At 48.1% G+C, this 18,848-nt stretch carries 19 protein-coding genes; 7 read left to right on the forward strand and 12 right to left on the reverse strand.

Features of this window, described 5'->3' with window-relative positions; all coding sequences use genetic code 11:
• Window positions 1–517: Ycf66 family protein (locus tag IQ217_RS12175; RefSeq protein WP_194020146.1), on the reverse strand; the 517-nt coding region annotated here is incomplete at its 3' end.
• A gap of 62 nt (window positions 518–579) precedes the next feature.
• Window positions 580–1,629 (reverse strand): cobalamin biosynthesis protein CobW, encoded by a 1,050-nt coding sequence (cobW, locus tag IQ217_RS12180; protein WP_194020147.1) that lies wholly within the window; start codon window positions 1,627–1,629, stop codon window positions 580–582.
• Between the two features lie 139 nt (window positions 1,630–1,768).
• Between cobW and IQ217_RS12185 the strand changes: the two genes are divergently transcribed.
• From IQ217_RS12185 to IQ217_RS12205, 5 genes are all read left to right on the forward strand, one after another.
• The gene (locus IQ217_RS12185) at window positions 1,769–2,506 is read left to right on the forward strand and encodes a DevA family ABC transporter ATP-binding protein (protein ID WP_190597943.1); all 738 of its coding nucleotides are present in this window, start codon (window positions 1,769–1,771) and stop codon (window positions 2,504–2,506) included.
• A 343-nt stretch (window positions 2,507–2,849) separates the two neighbouring features.
• Complete coding sequence (locus IQ217_RS12190; protein WP_194020176.1) at window positions 2,850–3,749, forward strand: response regulator; 900 nt, start codon at window positions 2,850–2,852, stop codon at window positions 3,747–3,749.
• A 182-nt stretch (window positions 3,750–3,931) separates the two neighbouring features.
• On the forward strand, window positions 3,932–4,234 hold the full coding sequence (locus IQ217_RS12195; protein WP_199309621.1) for a circadian clock KaiB family protein: 303 nt from the start codon (window positions 3,932–3,934) through the stop codon (window positions 4,232–4,234).
• A gap of 122 nt (window positions 4,235–4,356) precedes the next feature.
• Window positions 4,357–5,565 carry a class I SAM-dependent methyltransferase gene (locus IQ217_RS12200; RefSeq protein WP_194020148.1) on the forward strand — a complete coding sequence of 403 codons (1,209 nt, stop codon included), beginning with the start codon at window positions 4,357–4,359 and terminating at the stop codon, window positions 5,563–5,565.
• Between the two features lie 95 nt (window positions 5,566–5,660).
• Window positions 5,661–6,272, forward strand: a complete 612-nt coding sequence (locus IQ217_RS12205; protein ID WP_194020149.1) for a Uma2 family endonuclease — start codon at window positions 5,661–5,663, stop codon at window positions 6,270–6,272.
• Between the two features lie 17 nt (window positions 6,273–6,289).
• Here the strand turns inward: IQ217_RS12205 and hisB are convergent, their stop codons facing one another.
• Window positions 6,290–6,922 carry an imidazoleglycerol-phosphate dehydratase HisB gene (gene hisB / locus IQ217_RS12210; protein ID WP_194015693.1) on the reverse strand — a complete coding sequence of 211 codons (633 nt, stop codon included), beginning with the start codon at window positions 6,920–6,922 and terminating at the stop codon, window positions 6,290–6,292.
• Window positions 6,923–7,238: 316 nt separating this feature from the next.
• On the opposite strand from hisB, the gene IQ217_RS12215 reads away from it, so the two are divergent.
• Entirely contained in the window at window positions 7,239–8,264 is a 1,026-nt protein-coding gene (locus IQ217_RS12215) for an ABC transporter ATP-binding protein (RefSeq protein ID WP_194020150.1), read from the forward strand.
• 250 nt (window positions 8,265–8,514) lie between these two features.
• On the opposite strand, the gene IQ217_RS12220 is transcribed toward IQ217_RS12215, so the two are convergent.
• From IQ217_RS12220 to IQ217_RS12260, 9 genes are all read right to left on the reverse strand, one after another.
• Window positions 8,515–9,132: a potassium channel family protein gene (locus IQ217_RS12220; RefSeq protein WP_228017012.1), complete on the reverse strand. Its 618-nt coding sequence runs from the start codon at window positions 9,130–9,132 to the stop codon at window positions 8,515–8,517.
• 116 nt (window positions 9,133–9,248) lie between these two features.
• Complete coding sequence (locus IQ217_RS12225) at window positions 9,249–10,919, reverse strand: SulP family inorganic anion transporter (protein WP_194020151.1); 1,671 nt, start codon at window positions 10,917–10,919, stop codon at window positions 9,249–9,251.
• Window positions 10,920–11,024: 105 nt separating this feature from the next.
• A complete protein-coding gene (locus IQ217_RS12230; RefSeq protein ID WP_194020152.1) occupies window positions 11,025–11,687 on the reverse strand; it encodes a class I SAM-dependent methyltransferase in 663 nt (220 codons plus the stop codon).
• Window positions 11,688–11,705: 18 nt separating this feature from the next.
• A complete protein-coding gene (locus tag IQ217_RS12235; protein WP_194020153.1) occupies window positions 11,706–12,710 on the reverse strand; it encodes a DnaJ C-terminal domain-containing protein in 1,005 nt (334 codons plus the stop codon).
• A 117-nt stretch (window positions 12,711–12,827) separates the two neighbouring features.
• A complete protein-coding gene (locus tag IQ217_RS12240) occupies window positions 12,828–13,601 on the reverse strand; it encodes a TIGR04283 family arsenosugar biosynthesis glycosyltransferase (protein ID WP_194020154.1) in 774 nt (257 codons plus the stop codon).
• 8 nt (window positions 13,602–13,609) lie between these two features.
• Entirely contained in the window at window positions 13,610–14,974 is a 1,365-nt protein-coding gene (locus IQ217_RS12245; protein WP_194020155.1) for an aldehyde dehydrogenase family protein, read from the reverse strand.
• Window positions 14,975–15,065: 91 nt separating this feature from the next.
• Window positions 15,066–16,097 carry a 4-hydroxyphenylpyruvate dioxygenase gene (gene hppD, locus IQ217_RS12250; RefSeq protein WP_194020156.1) on the reverse strand — a complete coding sequence of 344 codons (1,032 nt, stop codon included), beginning with the start codon at window positions 16,095–16,097 and terminating at the stop codon, window positions 15,066–15,068.
• Between the two features lie 23 nt (window positions 16,098–16,120).
• Window positions 16,121–17,005, reverse strand: a complete 885-nt coding sequence (locus tag IQ217_RS12255; RefSeq protein WP_194020157.1) for a methyltransferase domain-containing protein — start codon at window positions 17,003–17,005, stop codon at window positions 16,121–16,123.
• 92 nt (window positions 17,006–17,097) lie between these two features.
• Window positions 17,098–18,726: a phytoene desaturase family protein gene (locus tag IQ217_RS12260; protein WP_194020158.1), complete on the reverse strand. Its 1,629-nt coding sequence runs from the start codon at window positions 18,724–18,726 to the stop codon at window positions 17,098–17,100.
• Between IQ217_RS12260 and IQ217_RS19265 the strand changes: the two genes are divergently transcribed.
• On the forward strand, window positions 18,716–18,847 hold the full coding sequence (locus IQ217_RS19265; RefSeq protein WP_265583636.1) for a hypothetical protein: 132 nt from the start codon (window positions 18,716–18,718) through the stop codon (window positions 18,845–18,847). The two genes, IQ217_RS12260 and IQ217_RS19265, sit on opposite strands and share 11 nt — an antisense overlap.
• Window position 18,848: the final 1 nt, after the last annotated feature.

Here is an 18,848-nt window from a genome sequence, read left to right on the forward strand (position 1 = left end):
GGGTTGGCTTGGCATTGGGGGGGGGAGCACTGCGACCACTAGAGGGACGGGGCCTGGTCCTAGCTTCCGCTTCTCCATAGCCATCGGGACGACCACTGCGGGCATCATCGTCATAACCCCTCAGGCGGCGATTGTTACGGGCCACCGGCTCATCTTCCGGTTCCAATTGGTCCAATTCGGCTTCGGTATATACCCTAGTTTTACTCACCCGGCGATCGTCTGCGTAGGGGGCACTGCGCCTAGCCTGTTCGGTGGTGATGCCCCGCAAACGGATGGTTTCAGTGGCAAAAAACACAGTGGAGCCACTGAGTAATAATTGCCCAAACTGTAAAATCGGGTCTAGCCGCCAACCTTGGAACAGTAAAATTAATCCGCACAGTAGGCCCACAGCGGAGAAAAAGATGTCATAGTCCCGGGACACCTCCGGCCGCACCGAGCGCAGGAAATAGAGCCCCGCCCCGGCCACTGCGAGAAAAATACCAAGGATGCTAGCTGAATTGAGCCCGAAATTTACCATTACCCTGAAAGCTGATGTTTCTCTGCTCCATGGTAGCTGATTCTGTTAATGGCCGAAGGGGCCTAGATGTTGGCGATCGCCATTTTGATCTTTTCCGGTTCCAAAGCCTGGCCAATTACCACTAAGCGGGTTTGCCGGCTATCTACCTCTGTCCAGAGGCGATCGTAGAAATAATCAAACCGTGGCCCCACCCCTTGCAGCACCAGACGCATAGCCTTTTGGGGCACGGCGACAAAACCCTTAATGCGATAAATCTCATGGTTTTCCACTAAATTGGCTAGACCTTTGACCAACTGCTTGGGATCAAACTCTCGGTCCAGGGCCACATAGACTGCATTAATATCCTCATCGTGGTTGTGGTCTTCCTCGTGGTCATGGTGACTGGGGCGACTATGGAGATTGTCTTCCACCGCTGCATTAAAGCCGAGGAGAACTGCTGGGCTAATTTGCCCTTGGTGACAGGGCACCACTTTCACCCCCGTGGGTAACTGGTCGCCCAACCAGCTTTCCAGCCGTTGTTGATCCGCATCCGCCAACAAATCGGTTTTGGTTAACAGCACCATATCCGCACAGGCCAACTGGTCTTCAAATAATTCTTCGATGGGGGTTTCATGGTCGAGGCTATCATCGGCCTGCCGTTGCGCTTCCAACGCATCCAAGTCTCCCACCATGGCTCCCCTAGCCAGGGCATCCCCATCCACCACGGTAATCACCCCATCTACGGTGGCGCCGGTGCGAATTTCTGGCCAACGAAAAGCTTGAATTAGGGGTTTGGGTAGGGCTAAACCAGAAGTTTCCACCACAATGCAATCAATTTCCTCCCGCCGCTCCAATAAAGCCTGCATGGTGGGCAAAAATTCCTCCTGCACAGTGCAACAGAGGCAGCCATTGGCCAATTCGACAATTTTAGGGGCTTCATTAGAGATCTGATTACCGTCTTCGTCACACATTTGGCAACTGCGGAGTATGTCCCCATCAATGCCCACTTCCCCAAACTCGTTGACCAATACGGCAATGCGTCGTCCTTGGTTATTTTGCAATAGGTTCCTAACCAGGGTGGTTTTGCCAGAGCCGAGGAAGCCAGTGACTACGGTAACGGGGATTTTGTGCATAAATTTCGTAAAAATTTGTGAAAACTTGTAACAATTAGGATATGACCGTCTGGGGGCGGGTCTTTAAGTTTAGCGGTGGTTTTCCCCCCAAGGAACGGTCATGATAGATAAAGATTTTTCCCCCACTACGATTGTGCCCATGGCAATGCTCCTTTCCTCTCCCTCCAGCGATCCAGTGAAAACGGCGCCAATGGAACCAGTGGTGGCTATGGAGAATCTCAGTCACTTCTACGGCACTGGCAACCTGCGTAAACAGATTTTATTTGATATCAATCTCCGATTGGAGGAAGGGGAAGTGGTTATTCTCAAAGGGCCTTCCGGTTCGGGAAAAACCACATTGTTGACCCTCATGGGGGGATTGCGGTCAGCCCAAAGCGGTAGTTTGCGGGTGTTTGGCCAAGAATTAAATGGTGCCAAAAAACACGAGTTAGTCCAGATCCGCCGTCACATTGGTTATATTTTCCAGGCCCATAATTTGCTGGAATCCCTCACGGCCAGGCAAAATGTGCAGATGGCCATCGAACTACACTCCCAATACAATGACCATCAGGCTAAGGAATTGTCCATTGCTATGCTGGAGGCGGTGGGTCTAGGGGACCACATCAACTATAGTCCCCATAGTCTTTCTGGTGGACAAAAACAACGGGTGGCGATCGCCAGGGCTCTGGTTTCCCATCCCAAAATGATCTTGGCCGACGAACCAACGGCGGCCTTGGACAGTAAGTCGGGCCATGACGTGGTGGAGTTAATGAGAAAACTAGCCCGGGAGCAGGGGTCTACTATTTTGATTGTTACCCACGACAACCGCATTTTGGACGTGGCGGATCGGATTATTCAACTCGAAGATGGGCAACTTTGTGCTGATACGGGGGAGTGAAGATTAATTAACCAACCCTAAAAACTCAGCTAGAAGCTCAATATAATGAACACAGCTAAATACTCAAATCAAATCATAGAGATACAGTAAATTCCGAATTGGCGTGACACACATAAAGCAGCAGTAACGCTCATTCTATAAAGAGTTTGCTGTGCCACTCAGACACCCCAACCGCTGTATTTAGGATTGGTAAATGCCTATTTACCAGGTTTTAATTTTGCTTTAATTTTCCTCAAAACTTTAGGCACAGAGACGTTACCAGGCAAAACCTGGGGAGGCAAAACAAGATAATTAAACTGAACTCACCAATGAACCCCTCGCCTTGGAACTTAGCAGTGATTGCATGACCCAGGATCCCTACCAAATTCTACTGATTGAAGACGATTCGGCCACGGCGACAATGGTTGAGAATTATCTGGGTTCGTCGACTATGTCCCCTTTGGCGGCCCGTCTGCCAGTGCAAACCACAGCGGTGTCGAATTTGGCTGAGGCGGTGGAAGTTTGCCAAGACCGGGAATTTGCCATTGTTTTATTAGATCTATTTTTATCGGAAATTCAAGGAATTGATACTCTAATTAAAGCCCGTACAATTTTTCCCGACCAATCCATCATTGCCTATAGCCAAAGTGAAGATGAGCATTTAGTTATTCAAGCTTTTCAGCACGGGGCCGATGGCTATTTACGACTAAAAAACCTAGACAGCTATTTGCTTTATTATGAATTGCTATCGGTTTTAGAAAGAAATATTTATCGTCGCAAGAGTGAAAATCAACGGAACTTAGCCAGCCAACAGAAGGAATACCACGACCTGGAAACCCTAATTAGCTCCACCACCAGCGTCACCGCCCGGATGTTTGGCTCCGATACCATCAAAGACTCCTTTCCAGAATTGTTTGAAGAGTTGAAACAATCCTATGGAGAGTTGTTAGAGTTAGCGTTGGATCAACGGGCCTTTAGGATAGACCACAATCTATCTGGTCGCTTGAGAAATTTAGCTGATCGCCTAGGTTTTATGAAAGCCAGCCCCAGGGATATTATCGAAATCCACACCACGACCCTCAAGGAAAAAAATCACAATATTAATGTGGTTAAATCCCAAGCCTATGCCGTCGAAGGCAGATTGATAGTATTAGAATTAATGGGGTATTTAGCTGGCTTTTATCGCAAGTACTATGTCAGCTTAAATAATTTGAATATTTCCTCCCGCATTTCACCACGACTACCTTCCAAAGATAGTTCTTGACGTGTTAATGTTTTGTTGAGTAATCTATTCTTTGATCAACTGATCATATCTTACTTTAACGAGATTACCAATCTGTTAGTTTATTGTTGTTTTTTCTTTAGATTCCTTTTGATTGAGGTTATTTATCCTAAGTTTATTGAGTTAGATTTGAGCAGTGGCCTTATTTACTATCAACGATAGATATGAATAGGATTGTCTTAAGACTTTATATTACGGGTAATTCGGTGCGTTCTCAGCAGGCGATCGCCAATATTTACCGCATTTGTCAAGAAGATTTAGGTGATCAGTACAACGTTGAAATCATCGATGTATTGGAGCAACCCCAACGGGCGGAAGAGGAAAAAATTATGGTCACCCCCACCCTGATCAAACAATTGCCCCCTCCTCTGCAACGGATTATCGGTGATATGTCCAATACGGAAAAAGTTTTGCTGGGGCTAGACATTGTGCCCGAAGGTTTGCAGGTTCATTTCCCGGAGGATTGACAGCTATCCCCTAGGCGGTGGGACGATATTAGGTGATGATTAAAAACTAGGGCGAGAATTTTGCCTCTTACATTTCTCTGGCGATCGCCAAAGCTCAAGTTTTTTCCCTGATCTACCCCTCCATGTTGCCCAATTCCCATCAACGCCAAGCTGTTCAGGCTCTCTACAATACCTATCCTTTTCCCCCGGAACCCCTGTTACAGGAACCACCCCCGGGTTATAACTGGCGCTGGCAATGGACTGCGGTGCACAATTTCTGTTTGGGGCGACGGCCATCTAACCAAAAAATTCGTATTCTCGATGCCGGCTGTGGTACTGGGGTGGGAACGGAATATTTAGTTCACCTTAACCCCGAAGCGACAATCCACGCCATTGACATTAGCGAAGGGGCGTTGCAGGTTGCCCAGGAAAGATTACAAAAATCCGGCGTGTGGTGTGACCGAGTGAGTTTTCAGCAGTTACCCCTCGAAAATGCCGCCAGCATACCAGGACAATTTGACTACATTAACTCCGTGGGGGTGTTGCACCATCTCCCCGACCCCATTGCAGGCATCCAAGCTCTAGCGGAAAAATTAGCCCCCGGTGGTTTATTCCACATTTTTGTTTACGCTGAAATCGGCCGTTGGGAAATCCAGCTCATGCAAAGGGCGATCGCCATTTTACAGGGGGAAAAACGGGGTGATTACCAGGATGGAGTAGCGGTAGGTCGACAAATTTTTGCTAGTTTGCCGGAATATAACCGTTTAGTGAAAAGGGAAAAAGAGCGTTGGTCCCTGGAAAATCACCGGGACGAATCCTTTGCAGATATGTATGTCCATCCCCAGGAAACAGACTACAACATCAATACATTATTTGAATTAATCGACTCGGCCGGACTAGAATTTTTAGGCTTTTCCAACCCCGACTATTGGCAACTCGATCGCCTGTTGGGTAAAGCGCCGGACTTGATGGAACGGGCCAAAAATTTGGGCGAAAAGGAACGGTATCGTCTGATCGAATTGTTAGATCCAGAAATTACCCACTACGAATTTTTCTTGGCTAAACCCCCTGTACAAATTAGTGATTGGGCTGACGATGGGGAACTTTTACAAGCCAAACCAGGGCTTCATCCCTGTGTTACCGGTTGGCCCAGCCGCAGTTTATTTGACTACAACTATCAACCGTTGGAATTAACAGAGGCTGAATTTAAGTTTCTTCAAGAGGTGGAAAATTGCACTGACAGTCAAGCCAATGTGGCAACAATCCTGGCTAACCTAGGCGATCAATCCATCAATTTGGCATTGGTGCGGAGCCTACAAACTAGGCAAATACTGACCCTCAGCAAATCCTAGGATCTGTTTTAATGATTACCGATACTCTGAAATTCGCAGACGGGGGCTAGGGACTAAAATTGAAAAGTCCCCCTGGTTGCACAGAGGAAATTGCTATGGTTCAGTCAGTTGATCATCGCAAGTCACTGGCTTTGAATATTCCTGAAGAACTAGCCTTGCAGGTTACGCCAGCACAATTTGCTGTTTTAGCGGCGGAAAATCGTGATTTAAGACTTGAACGCACAGCAACAGGGGTATTAATTGTGAATCCTCCCACTGGTGGCGAAACAGGTAATCGTAACGCCAAAATCATTACTCAACTTGGGGTATGGGGTGAAGCTAACGACACTTTAGGCATAGCGTTTGACTCCTCCACGGGATTTGAATTGCCCAATGGCGCTAACCGATCGCCGGATGCGTCTTGGCTAGCAAGGGAACGCTGGCAAACACTTACTCCCAAACAAAGACAGGGATTTATCCCCCTGTGTCCTGATTTTGTGGTGGAATTACGGTCTCCAACCGATTCGCTGAAAAAACTGCAGGAAAAAATGCAGGAGTATATGGAAAACGGGGCTAAGTTAGGTTGGTTGATTGACCCCAAAAATCAGCGGGTGGAAATTTATCGTTCTGGTCAAGCGGTGGAAGTTCTGGAAAATCCCAGCACCCTATCAGGGGAAACTGTTTTGCCAGGATTTACCCTATCTCTGCAAAGAATTTTCCCTAGTTAATGGGATTAAAATCAGCCTTACAAAACTCCTTTGGAACTGGGAATAGTATCGGCCCGGCGGGGGTCAACTTCGATCGCCATGCGCATGGCCCGGGCAAACGCCTTGAAGGTGGCCTCGATAATGTGGTGGGAGTTAATGCCATCAAGCTGGCGGATGTGGAGGGTCATTTGACTGTGGTTAACCACCGCAACAAAAAATTCCCGCACCAGTTGAGTGTCGTAGGTGCCCACCCTTTCCGTCGGAATTTGTAGGCCATAGCTGAGGTGGGGCCGCCCAGAAAAATCCAACGTTACCTGTACTAAGGCTTCATCCAAGGGAGCAATGAAATGGCCAAACCGATTAATGCCCCGGCGATCGCCAAGGGCTTCAGCTAAAGCCTGACCAAGGGTAATACCCACATCTTCGTTGGTGTGGTGGTCATCAATTTCAATGTCCCCAGTGGCGTTCACTTCCAGGTCAATCAAACCGTGGGAAGCAATCTGGTGCAACATATGATCCAAAAAAGGCACTCCGGTGGCCACATGACATAAACCACTGCCCATCAAATTCAAACTCACTCGCACATCCGTTTCTTTAGTGACTCGATGTACCGCCGCCGCACGCGGGGAAAAGTTGGGGACCAGCAGGGAAGGGGTGGATGACTCCGGCATGGGGAAAATATGGGTGAAGTTGAGTGGCAATGGCTTTTTTTAGAACAGCCTTAATCCATTTTAAAGGTAAAGAGAAGATTGTCAGAAGTTAGAGAGTGTTTAAAAAGCTCTCTCTCTCTGCAACAGTTTGAAGGGAAGCTAGAGAAAAGTCCCCCAGAATTTTGATTGCTTTAGTGGGTTAATCAAGACCTTGCCAACCAGCCATTGGGAACGCAGATAAATCTAGAGTAGTTTCGGGTTGACCCACCTCACTTGGGGCCCGGCCAAGAAAAGGGGATAATATGCCCAGGTTATTTACTCACTAATTTCCCCCGCCATGATTGAGGTTGAACATCTCAGCAAAGTTTACGGTTCCACCACTGCGATCCAGGATGTGGACTTTTCGGTACAAAAAGGCGAAATTCTCGGTTTTTTGGGCCCCAACGGCGCAGGGAAAACCACTACCATGCGGATTTTGGCTGGCTACATTCCGGCCACTACCGGGACAGTGCGGGTGGCAGGGTTTGATGTCCATGAACAATCCCTAGCGGTGCGGAAACGCATTGGTTATCTACCGGAAAATCCCCCTCTCTATGGGGATATGACAGTGGAAAGCTTTTTGGGCTTTGTGGCTAGCATTAAGGGAGTTAAACCAGGCGATCGCCGCCAGCGGGTGACCTGGGCCATGGAACGGTGCCAGTTGACGGAAAAACGAAAAGTCCTGATTCGCAAGCTGTCCAAGGGATTTAAGCAACGGGTGGGCATTGCCCAGGCCATTGTCCATGATCCGGCGGTGATTATTTTGGATGAACCCACGGTGGGACTGGACCCAAAGCAAATTATCGAAGTGCGTAACTTAATTAAAAGTTTGGCAGAGGAGCACACCATCATCCTTTCCACCCACATTTTGCCGGAGGTGAGCATGACCTGTGACCGGGTAACCATCATCAACCAAGGGCGGGTGGTGGCCACCAATACCCCGGAAAATTTACTAGCAGATTTAAGAGGTAATCTCAGTTATCAGTTGGAGGTAGCTGGGGCAGAGGGAACGGCGATCGCCCGTTGTTTACAGTCCTTGCCCGGTGTGGAAGAGGTGGAGATTAAAAGCCATCCCCAACAGCAGGAACGTCAGCAAATTTTGGTGCGGAGTAATCAACTGAAGGAACTGGGGCAACAATTAGCCCAGGCGATCGTTACCCAGGGTTGGGATTTGTACGAAATGCAACGGCTACGCCCCACCTTGGAAGATGTGTTTTTAAATCTGATTACCAGTGAAGTGGTGGACGAAGAAATTGTGACGGAATCGCCCCAGGAAACGCCAGAAGCTCAGGTTGATGATGAAGAAAATCTGGAAAATGCTTAATAATCGCTATCGGCAACGCAAATTCCCTTGCACTTAATGCCATTGCTGGCCGTGCGGCGACAATGGGGACAAAGGATTGGTTCTGACTCCGACGGGGGGGGAGATGAGTCTTGGCGATCGCCAGTTTGGGATGTGGTTCTATCTGAATGATCAGTGGCGGAGACTACCATGAAATGAGCTAAGTGATACTGTTTGGGCTAGGTTTCGCTTCTACCATTGTGCCAAGGGATGAATTTTCTCGCATGGGTGCCTAGTCGGATTCTTTTTTCTCCTGGGTTTGGTTGTGACGATTAAGATCGTTAGTGTAGAGACTAACCAGGCGGGCAACGAAAATTACTGAATACATTTGACCAATAACCGCCTCCATATTGGACAATCCCATGGCAATGGAATCTGTGGGGAGAATATCGCCGTAACCCAGGGTGGTCAAAGTCGTAAAGCTAAAATAGAGCAAGACGAAATTGTTAATTCCATCACTTTGTAATTCATTAAAATTGGTAGGGGAGATAATATAGGAGATCCGGTAAAGTAAAAACCAAAAGACTCCAATCAGTAAATAAACACTGATAGCCCCCAGTAAAATATTTTGGTCTACTTTTTGGGCCTTGTTCAATTGTTGGCTAATGGTAATCACCGCCGCTCCGAAGAACACCGCATAGACTATATCTGCCCAAGTAAATAGTCTTTGGGAAATGGTTGGGTTACTAATCAACAAAGTTAATAAATCACAGCCCAGGGCGATCGCCACCAGTCCCCGTAGAAAAGTTTTCCAGAGAGAGCTAATGGCCATATTTTTTACCATTACCAGAATGGTCACCGTAAACAAGACGGAAGTAATAACTCCTCCTATTTGCGTTTTCACAAACATGGCAAAAAGCAGTAATGAAACAATTGACCAAAAAAGATTACGGTAATGCCAGTTATCAAGATTTTTTGGTCGATATTTGCCAAACATAAATCCCCAGCCCAAAAGCCATTAAACGCCTAATCAACATTGATACAGGCGGCGGCCATTTGTAAAGCGAGCAAACGACTTTCCAAACGATGATGGGGAGATAGTTGGGCCAACACCGGCAACCTCTGCAAGCGAGCTTGGACTTGACCCTTAGCCCCCACCAAAAAAACTTCCCGTTGCTTAGCTAATGCATCTTTGAGCATAGTTTCGATCGCCAGTAGGGCAGTGATGCCAAGGCGGGGTACTGTGGCCAAATCGAGGATCAGCACATCGTAATTTTCCACAATGGTTAGCCTGCGGGCAATGGACTTGGCTGCCCCAAAGCTCATGGGACCACTGAGGTGAAACATAAAAATGCGGCCATTGGCTTCTCGCAAAATTTGTTGTTCCTCCTCTTCTAACCAGTCTTCCCCGTCTCCCCGGGTAACACTTTTAATCGACTGGAGTTGGATATCGGTCAAATTTTTCACTGTGAACAGATTGGCCACAAACACCCCCACCGCTACCGCCGTAATCAAATCCACAAACACGGTCAATCCCAACACCAGATACATTAACCCCGCCCCCTTCGTGGAAAGTTGGTGGGCCCGTTTGAGGAAACTCCAATCAACAATATCGATGCCCACTTTGATCAGGATGCCCGCTAAGACGGCATGGGGAATGGGTTCCGTTAACTGTCCCGCTTTGAGGACAATTATTAACAAAATCAGCGCATGGATCATGCCCGCAATGGGGGTTTTGCCACCGGAATTGATATTAATTACTGTCCGCATGGTGGCCCCGGCTCCCGGTAAACCACCGCATAGGCCCGAAACAAGATTGCCAATGCCCTGGCCGACTAATTCCCGATCAGAGTCGTGGTGACTGCGGCTGATGTTATCTGCCACGAGGGAAGTCAGGAGAGAGTCTAGGGAACCCAACACCGCCAACATGATGCTATAGAGCAACATTTGTTTTAAGCTCCCCCAACTGAGATAGGGCAGATGAAGGCTGGGCAAACCGGAGGGAATTTCCCCAATACGAGGCAGGGATACATTTCCGAAAAAAATGAGCGAAATTATTGTCCCCACCACCAGAGCGATTAAGGGGGCGGGCAAAATCCGGTTAACACGGGGCGGAGAAAAAAAGACGATCGCCAGGGCAATTAAGCCCAAACTAACGGCGGCAAAATTAACATCATTGATATAGGTGGGAAGAGCTTCCAGGGAGCGCACTACCCCAGGAGCCGTTTGGTGTCCCAATAAGGGGGCAATTTGCAAAATGATGATAATTACCCCGATGCCGGACATAAAACCGGAAATGACAGTGTAGGGCATAAAGGTAATATATTTCCCCAAACCAAATAGCCCCAAAAGCACCTGGAAAATGCCGCCGAACATCACCACTGTCAGGGCCATGGCCCAACCATTTTCTGGATTGCTGGCAGTTAAATTGGCAAAGGTGGAGGCCATTACCACTGTCATGGGTCCCGTGGGGCCACTAATCTGAGCTGGGGTTCCCCCACAAAGGGCGGCAAAAAATCCCGTACAAATGGCGCCATATAGTCCCGCAATGGGGCCAGCCCCCGAAGCAACCCCAAAGGCTAAGGCTAGGGGAAGGGCAACGATCGCCGCTGTGATACCGCCAAAAATGTCCCCCCGGAGATTATCAAAACGGAGCCCATGGACAAAACGGGCAGGGGAAGGGAGGGTAGTAGCCATGGAAAAGGAAGGGGAATTGCATCAAGATTGCTAATCGTCAGCATAGACCAGGGTTATAAATCTGGAACCCGCAACCATCAGCATTTCCGGACAGGAAGAGGCCTACTATTTTTTAACAGCCAACGTCATACCATCCCCCAGGGGAATCACACCGATTTGTACTCGTGCATCTCGGGCCAGGTCACGATTAAATTCTTGCAAAACCCGGGTTTGGGGTTCTTGGGGAGCAACCTCGGCTACTTTTCCGTGCCAGAGTACATTATCAATAACTACCAATCCCCCTGGCCGCAGTAGTTTCAAGCCAGCTTCGTAATAGTGGGGATAGTTACGTTTATCGGCATCAATAAAAATCAGGTCAAATTGAGGCAACGGCTTGATCCCAGCCAACTGTTCCAACGTTGCCAAGGCGGGCCCCAATCTTAAATCAATTTTTTCTGCCATCCCCGCCCTCTGCCAATATTCCTTGGCGATCGCCGTGGCGTTGGGGTCTTGGTCACAGGCAATAATTTGACCATCGGAGGGAAGTTGTAAGGCCATAGCCAAGGTACTGTAACCCCGAAAAACACCAATCTCCAGTACCTGTTTTGCTCCGGTTAAACTGATCAACAAACCAAGGAATTGGGCTTGCTCTGGGCTAATTTGCATAGGGGAACCGGGTAAATGGGCTGTTTCCCGCCGCAATTGGGCTAGATACACCGACTCCTCTGCACTAATGCTTTGCAGATAGACGTAAAGACTAGGATCAAAACCAGTGATACCTTGGCCCATGGCATTTTTAGCCGAATTTTACCCAAATAGGTTGGCGTATTTTTCCACCGCTTGGCGGGGATTTTCGGTCCGTTGCGCCCGGATTTTTTCGTAGCATTCCCGTTCAACGGCGCTGGGATTTTTCGGAGCAGTAATGACTAGACGCACCAACTGATCGCCCCGGCCCTGTTTGGGGTTGGGCCAACCTTTGCCCTTTAACCGTAGGGATTGGCCAGATTTAACCCCGGCCGGTACTTTCATCCGCACCATGCCATCGGGGGTGGGCACATCAATGTCGGCTCCCAACACCGCTTCATCAGGGGCGATCGCCAATTCACAGACCAAGTTATCCCCTTCAAATTGGAAAAAGGGATGGGAGGTCAGTTGCAAATTAAGGTATAAGTCCCCCCGTTGGCCGTAGGGGTTAGCCATGCCCTTACCCTTGACCCGCACTCGACTACCATTTTTGGCCCCGGCAGGAATGCGCACTGTGACCATTTCTTCCCCCAGGTTGAGGCGTTTTTCCACCCCCCGAAAAGCTTCCGCTAGGTTTAACTGTAGGGTTGCTTCCCGATCGCCTGCGGGGGCCTGGGCATTGCCAAAACCACCAAAATCATTAAAACCAGGGCCGCCGGTGGAATAACCATAGGAAGTTCTGGGACCGCCACCGGGGGTATTGAAACGCCCTAATAGCTCATTGATAAATTCGTCAAAATTACCGTACTGGCTAAAGTCAAAGCCACCAAAATCAACTCCCACGCCGGCATTCCCTGGGCCGTAACCCCCACCGGGTTGCCCCGCGGCTCCGGCCTGTTGCCAATAGCGACCAAATTGATCATATTTTTTGCGTTTTTCCGGGTCGGAAAGCACCTCATAGGCTTCGCTAATTTCCTTAAACTTTTCCTCCGCTGCCTTGTCCCCAGGATTTTTGTCAGGATGATATTTCAGTGCCAATTTACGGAACTGTTTTTTAATGTCAGCTTCTGAAGCGGTTTTGCCCACCCCTAAAATCTGGTAATAGTCCTTGAAATCCGTTGATGCCATACAAGTGTCCCTCCTGTGACCTGAAACTGCCGCCCTGGAGCAAAGCCTGGAAAAATTTTCCCGGACTTGCCATGGAGTTGATCAAACCGCCCCAGCTTTACCCCTAACTAACTTACTCTAACAAGAAGTCCCGTCGGAGTTTGACCGGTTCCCCCGATTCGGTTTTGCCCCCCGGTACCAATGGGCCAAAGTGTGAGGGGAAACACCCAGATGGTAGCCCGCCACCACCGCTTGGTTAATGACCGTAGTCCGCACCAGTCCTAGCTTTTGCCACCGTCGTCCAGACGTAATCACTTTGCCTTCGGCGATCGCCACCTTGCCCTGCTGTTTTCCCAGTTTTTGCATAAATTGGTAATCTTCCATAATCGCTAAATCGGCAAAGCCCCCCAGCCGCTGGAAATCCCGTTGCCGAATAAACAAACCTTGGTCGCCATAGGGCCGTTGAGCGTAAATGGAGCGCCAAAGAATTAATTTTTCTAGCCAGCGATAGGGTCTACCAGGCAGATCAATAGTCAACCCAAAAGCTCCGGCTATGTAATCCGAATTGCTTAATATTTGAGCTATTTGGGCAAAAAAATCCCTAGGTAAAATACAGTCCAAATGTAAAAATAACAGCCATTCCCCCCGGGCCAAACTGGCACCGTAATTCATTTGGTTTGCTCGCCCTGGTTGAGGGCTAGAAAAAACCTGTAAAGGCAAACGATCAGCATAATTTTGGCATAATTCCACTGTGCGATCGCCACTCCCCCCATCAATCATTAAGATTTCTATTCGTTGATCCTGGGTAAATTGTCCCAAATATTCCTTGCTATTATCGCCTGAGGATTTTTGTAAAATTTTTGCTTCATTAAAGACAGGAATAATAATACTCAGCTGGGGAAGAACAGCCATGGCTTAACCTAGGAAAAAAATCTTTTAATCAAGTTCATTTTTTTACCATAGGGAGGATAACGGAGATTAGTTTCCCCCCAAAAGGGACGACGTAAAATACTTTTATGGTTGCTAAAAGTATTAAAACTGGCTTTGCCATGGTAGCGCCCCATGCCACTTTCCCCCACTCCGCCAAAGGGTAATTCTGCCACAGTCAAATGTATGAGAATATCGTTCAAACAAACACTGCCAGAGCTGGTAGATTGCAGTATTTGCTCTTGTTTTTGTCGATTATTACTGAAAAAATATAACGCCAGCGGTTTAGGTTTAGCGTTAATAAAATCTATTGCTTCCTCTAAGTTTTCATAGGTCAAAATTGGCAGGATGGGTCCAAATATTTCTTCTTGCATTAAGAGGGAATTTAGATCCGGATCAACAACTAAAGTCGGCGCCATATAGTGATCGCCTTCGTTATAATCTCCCCCCGTAATTACTTTGCCATGGCTTAATAAATCCACTAACCGTGACCATTGTCGTCGGTTAACAATGCGAGTGTAGTTAGGACTATGGGCCGGATTTTCCCCGAACAGTGTCTTAATGGCTTGTTGTAAAGCTGGCAAAAGTTGATCTAGACAGGATTGCTCCACTAATAGATAATCCGGCGCCACACAGGTTTGCCCCCCATTGACCAGTTTGCCCCATATAATGCGTTTTGCCGTTTCCCTTACATCAATTTCCCTATCCACCACACAGGGAGATTTCCCCCCCAATTCCAACGTAACCGGGGTTAATTGGCCCGCTGCCGCCGCCATAATTAACCGACCCACCCTCGGGCTACCGGTGAAGAAAATATGGTCAAATTTTTCCTGTAGCAATTGTTGGCTAACGGTTTCATCCCCTTCCACCACCGTGGCCCAAGCTGGGGGAAATACGCTTTGAATTAATTGGGCAATTACTCCACTGATGGCTGGGGTATATTCGGACGGCTTTACTACCACAGAATTACCAGCGGCGATCGCCCCAATTAAGGGCATTAAACAAAGATAAAAAGGATAATTCCAGGGACTAATAATTAGGACTACACCAAGGGGCTCTGGTCTTAGCTGGGCTGTGGCAGGAAATACCAGTAAATTAACGCCCACCCGTTGAGGCTTAGACCATTGCTGGAGATGTTTTTGATAATAATTGATTTCCCTAATTACCCCCAAAATTTCGTTCACATAACTTTCAAAGGGAGGCTTACCAAAATCCTGCTTAAGGGCAGCAGTAATTTCTGCTTCCTGGGCTTGGATTTGTGCTTTTAGTTTGCTTAGTAAGCTTAATCTTTTTCCCACTGATTGAGTTTTACCAAGGTGAAAGAACCGTCTTTGCTCCGCAACAATGGTTTTAAGCATATCTAGGGTAATTAATTTTATGATAAAAGTAAAATAATGATTAGAATAATCAAAAACTAAGCATTAGTAAATCTTTTCAGACTATCTATTGTCAAACTTCCAAGCTTTTTTCCAAGGCTTCCACTGCTTCGTAGAGAGCTTGAAAGTTGCCTTCTCCAAACCCTCTAGCTCGATGACGGCGCTCAATAATTTCCCAAAATAAACTACCATCTCCGTAACAAGGCAGGCTAAAAATTTGTAGTAGTAACTGCTGACCTGTATTCTCCTGATCATCGAGGAGAATCTGTAGACGTCGTAGGCTATTCCAATCCAAATTTAAACAATTATTGTGGAAGTGATTGCACTGCTGTTGTTGTTTGTAATAGCTAGGAGGTACAGAAAGAAATTCCACTCCCAGACCGCGCAGATGGGTGACAGTTTCAATAATATTATCGGTGGCAAAGGCCACGTGTTGAATGCCTGCTCCACCATTATTAGCTAAAAAAGTTTCTATTTGAGAAGTATTTGTAGTCGGACAGTTGAGATTAAACTGAACTTTTCCATTAGCATTGATTAATGCTTCACTGTATAACCCAGAATCGCAAGTATTAATAGTAAAGCGTTGCTGTACTGACCAACTAAACACCTGTTGATACCATTGAGAGGCCTGGGTAAATTGATCAGCTCCAATGTTTAGTACCACATGATCAATGGTGGTTAAGTTAGAGCCATGGAACTTTTGGCTTTTCAAGGAAGGACGAGCGGGATAAACGCTATGGGCCACGTCTCCCCAGGCCACAAAAGTCAATCCCTCTACCCCAGTCAGGAGATGCCTAATAGGGCTAGTTTTAATTTTTTTTTGCTCTAGGTGAGCGGTAAAGGTAGACCAATTTTCTGTTGCTATTTGCCATGCCACCTCACCAATGCCAGGGGGATGTTTTTGTAGGTAATCACCATATCTACTGAAATCAGATCTAGGGGCAGGGGCAGAAATTAGTAGCAGAATTTGCCCTTGTTGATAAATGCCAGTAATCCCCTCCTGATTGTTGATTTTATCTAAGCAAATGAAACCCCATTGGCGCTGATAGCAATGATGGGCTGACTGATAATCGTCAACGTATAAATGAAGATAGTCGAATTCCATAATTACCTAGGACATTGTGGACTTCAAACTAAAGGCTTTATCCCCGTTAATAAGCCAAAACGCACCAATCCCCGTTCATAGCCCCATTTCATTAACCGCAAACACAGGGCGGCATTGATAATTTTTGGCCCCGTTTGTCCTAGGGCCCATAACACTTTGGGATCAAGGGCAGATTCCATTACCCTGTCCCAAAAGGGGGCCACAGCCACAGACCAATCGGCGGTTTTAATTTCCCCAAAGCCGCATTCTCCGGCGATCGCCCCGTAATCTGGTAAGGAAACCACATAGGGTAAACAGTACACGTCATAAATGGCTTGGAGATGGCGACGTTCATCGGCGGTTAGGGGGCCATTGCCGGGATCAATGGGACGGTGACACCAGGTAGCTAAAATCAGACAGCCACCGGGTTTAAGTACCCGCCAAGCCTCTTGCAAAAACTGAGCTTTGTTGGGCATGTGCTCCCCACTTTCCAGAGACCAAACCCAGTCAAAAGAGTCGGAAGCAAAGGGTAAAGCTAAGGCATTGGCCACTTGGAACTGACAGCTTGAGCCCAATGCCAGGGCCTTGGCCCTTTCCCCTGCCCGTTCCACCTGTACGGGGGAGAGACTTACCCCCATCACTTCTGCTTGGTATTGCTGGGCTAAATACAAACTGCTGCCGCCAATGCCACAGCCTAAATCGAGAATTTTTCCTGGCTTGCCACTATCTTGGGGCACTGCCCAGGCCAATAGTTCTTTAATCAGATCAATTTGGGCCTGACAGCGATCGATCCGATAGGTGCCGTGGGGCCCGTAGTAGCCGTGGTGCATGTGCTCACCCCAGACATCTTCCCAGAGACCGGTGGAGTCGTCGTAAAAGTCCTTAATTTTTGCGTAGAGGTCTGCACTGGCAGTGGTGGTGCTGGCCATGGTATGGAAAGGAAAATAACAATAGGATTCAAGGCTGACCTTCGAGGGGCAAGCTTAGGCCTAACATGGTAAACCATTTATCATTGTGAGCTTTACCAAAAACGTCGTTGTTGCTTTAAAAAAGCCCGAGCGCAATTTCTACCAGGCATACCGGAGATGGAGCCACCGGGATGGGTGCCGGCCCCTGTCAAGTAAAGGTTTTTGATGGGGGTTTGGTAGTTAGCGATTTCCGGTAGGGGTCGCAGGAACATCATCTGGTCTAGGGTCATATCCAAATGGTAGACATTGCCGTTGTAACTGCCCAGCCGTTGGGCTAATTCCGCCGGACTTTCCACCTGGCGACCAATAATTAAGGATTTTAGGTTAGGGGCATAGTCAGTCAATTTATTAATCACCCGATCCGCCACTTTTTCCTTCAACTCATCAGTCCAACCTGTGCCCATTAACCCCGTTCCTTCCAATCCGGCGATGCGGTAGGGAGCAAAAAATTCAATCCACAAAGTGTGCTTGCCTGGGGGGGCCATGGTGGGGTCCAACACGGTGGGGATGTCTAAGTATAGGGAAGGGTTAGCGTCGGGAACTTGCCCCAGGGCAATAAGAGCGTGGGACTCTTCCACATGGCGTGCCGAGTCGGCGATTAAAATGGTTCCTGTCAAATCCTGTTCTCCGGCCATGGCGGTGAAGTGGGGTAAACCAGAGAGGGCGCAGTCAATTTTTAAAATCGCTTCATTATTGTTTACCGTCCGCCGTTCCAGCCGTTCCCCTAGGGTTTGATCCACCTTGGCTAGGGCCCCCGGTTCCACCAATTGCAAAAATAAACGGCGGGCATCAATGTTGGAAATCACGCCTTTTCTGGCCCGGTACTGTTCGCCACTGGCCACTTCCACCCCGATCGCCTGGTTATTTTCTACCAATACCCGTTTGACGGTTTGATCGGTGAGGATTTTTCCCCCTTGGGCTTGCACTAATTTCACCAACGCATCTGTTAAAGACCCCGTGCCCCCTTTGGGCCTAGCAATGCCTTCCCCATGGCGCATGGCCACCATCATCATGCCGGAGCTACTGCCTTTTTGGGATGGGGGAGCGCCAATTTCTGAACATAGTCTGGCCAGGGGAGCCTTCACCCGTTCACTGTCGAACCATTCATTAAGCACATCTTCCGGGGAGCCAATCATGGTGCGAATAAAATCCAGCGCTTTGGTTTTCGACCCGGCGATCGCCAACACAGATTTTAAATTTTCCCAACCGTAGTTGAGGGCTAGATCTAGTAACGCCTGGGGAGGAGCATTAAAAGCAGGCTGGACAGCGTTGAGCAAATCTGTCCAGTAATTGACAAATTGCCGATATTTTTCCGCATCCCTGGGGCTATAGGTGGCAATGTGGGCGCAGGTTTGAGCTAAGGAACGGTAGGCCATGAAAGCTTCACCGTCCAACCCAGGACAAAAAACACTGGGGTCACAAAATAAATATTCCAAACCGTACTGGGACAAATTTAATTCCTGCAACACTGGCCCCAGAAAGATAAATTCGTGGTCAATGGCACAGCGATTAAAGCGAAACTGGGGGGATAGCTCCGGCATGAGAGCTTCTGTGGTGGCCGCCCCCCCCGGCACTTCCCGCTTTTCTAGTAACGTCACCCCCAAGCCCCGTTGGAGCAGATAGGCGGCACAGACTAGGCCGTTATGCCCCGCCCCAATAATGACGACATCGGTGGTGATCATAAAAACTTGGCCTCGACTTTGGGTAGAACATTTTACCCTGATCTTGGCGATCGCCTGGAATCGATTTTTGTCTTGGCATGGTATTGATCAACACAGTGATGCATTGATCCCCAACGATTAAC

The organism is Synechocystis salina LEGE 00031, assembly GCF_015207985.1.
Classification (GTDB): domain Bacteria; phylum Cyanobacteriota; class Cyanobacteriia; order Cyanobacteriales; family Microcystaceae; genus Synechocystis; species Synechocystis salina.

Bases quoted from the DNA above. Each gene is read 5' to 3' on its own strand.
- IQ217_RS12220 (WP_228017012.1), bottom strand. From the start codon at position 9,132: ATGTTTGTGAAAACGCAAATAGGAGGAGTTATTACTTCCGTCTTGTTT.
- IQ217_RS12190 (WP_194020176.1), top strand. From the start codon at position 2,850: ATGACCCAGGATCCCTACCAAATTCTACTGATTGAAGACGATTCGGCC.
- IQ217_RS12230 (WP_194020152.1), bottom strand. From the start codon at position 11,687: ATGGGCCAAGGTATCACTGGTTTTGATCCTAGTCTTTACGTCTATCTG.
- cobW (WP_194020147.1), bottom strand. From the start codon at position 1,629: ATGCACAAAATCCCCGTTACCGTAGTCACTGGCTTCCTCGGCTCTGGC.
- IQ217_RS12235 (WP_194020153.1), bottom strand. From the start codon at position 12,710: ATGGCATCAACGGATTTCAAGGACTATTACCAGATTTTAGGGGTGGGC.
- hisB (WP_194015693.1), bottom strand. From the start codon at position 6,922: ATGCCGGAGTCATCCACCCCTTCCCTGCTGGTCCCCAACTTTTCCCCG.
- IQ217_RS12205 (WP_194020149.1), top strand. From the start codon at position 5,661: ATGGTTCAGTCAGTTGATCATCGCAAGTCACTGGCTTTGAATATTCCT.
- IQ217_RS12200 (WP_194020148.1), top strand. From the start codon at position 4,357: ATGTTGCCCAATTCCCATCAACGCCAAGCTGTTCAGGCTCTCTACAAT.
- IQ217_RS12260 (WP_194020158.1), bottom strand. From the start codon at position 18,726: ATGATCACCACCGATGTCGTCATTATTGGGGCGGGGCATAACGGCCTA.
- IQ217_RS12255 (WP_194020157.1), bottom strand. From the start codon at position 17,005: ATGGCCAGCACCACCACTGCCAGTGCAGACCTCTACGCAAAAATTAAG.
- IQ217_RS12215 (WP_194020150.1), top strand. From the start codon at position 7,239: ATGATTGAGGTTGAACATCTCAGCAAAGTTTACGGTTCCACCACTGCG.
- IQ217_RS12225 (WP_194020151.1), bottom strand. From the start codon at position 10,919: ATGGCTACTACCCTCCCTTCCCCTGCCCGTTTTGTCCATGGGCTCCGT.
- IQ217_RS12240 (WP_194020154.1), bottom strand. From the start codon at position 13,601: ATGGCTGTTCTTCCCCAGCTGAGTATTATTATTCCTGTCTTTAATGAA.
- IQ217_RS12185 (WP_190597943.1), top strand. From the start codon at position 1,769: ATGGCAATGCTCCTTTCCTCTCCCTCCAGCGATCCAGTGAAAACGGCG.
- IQ217_RS12195 (WP_199309621.1), top strand. From the start codon at position 3,932: ATGAATAGGATTGTCTTAAGACTTTATATTACGGGTAATTCGGTGCGT.
- IQ217_RS12245 (WP_194020155.1), bottom strand. From the start codon at position 14,974: ATGCTTAAAACCATTGTTGCGGAGCAAAGACGGTTCTTTCACCTTGGT.
- hppD (WP_194020156.1), bottom strand. From the start codon at position 16,097: ATGGAATTCGACTATCTTCATTTATACGTTGACGATTATCAGTCAGCC.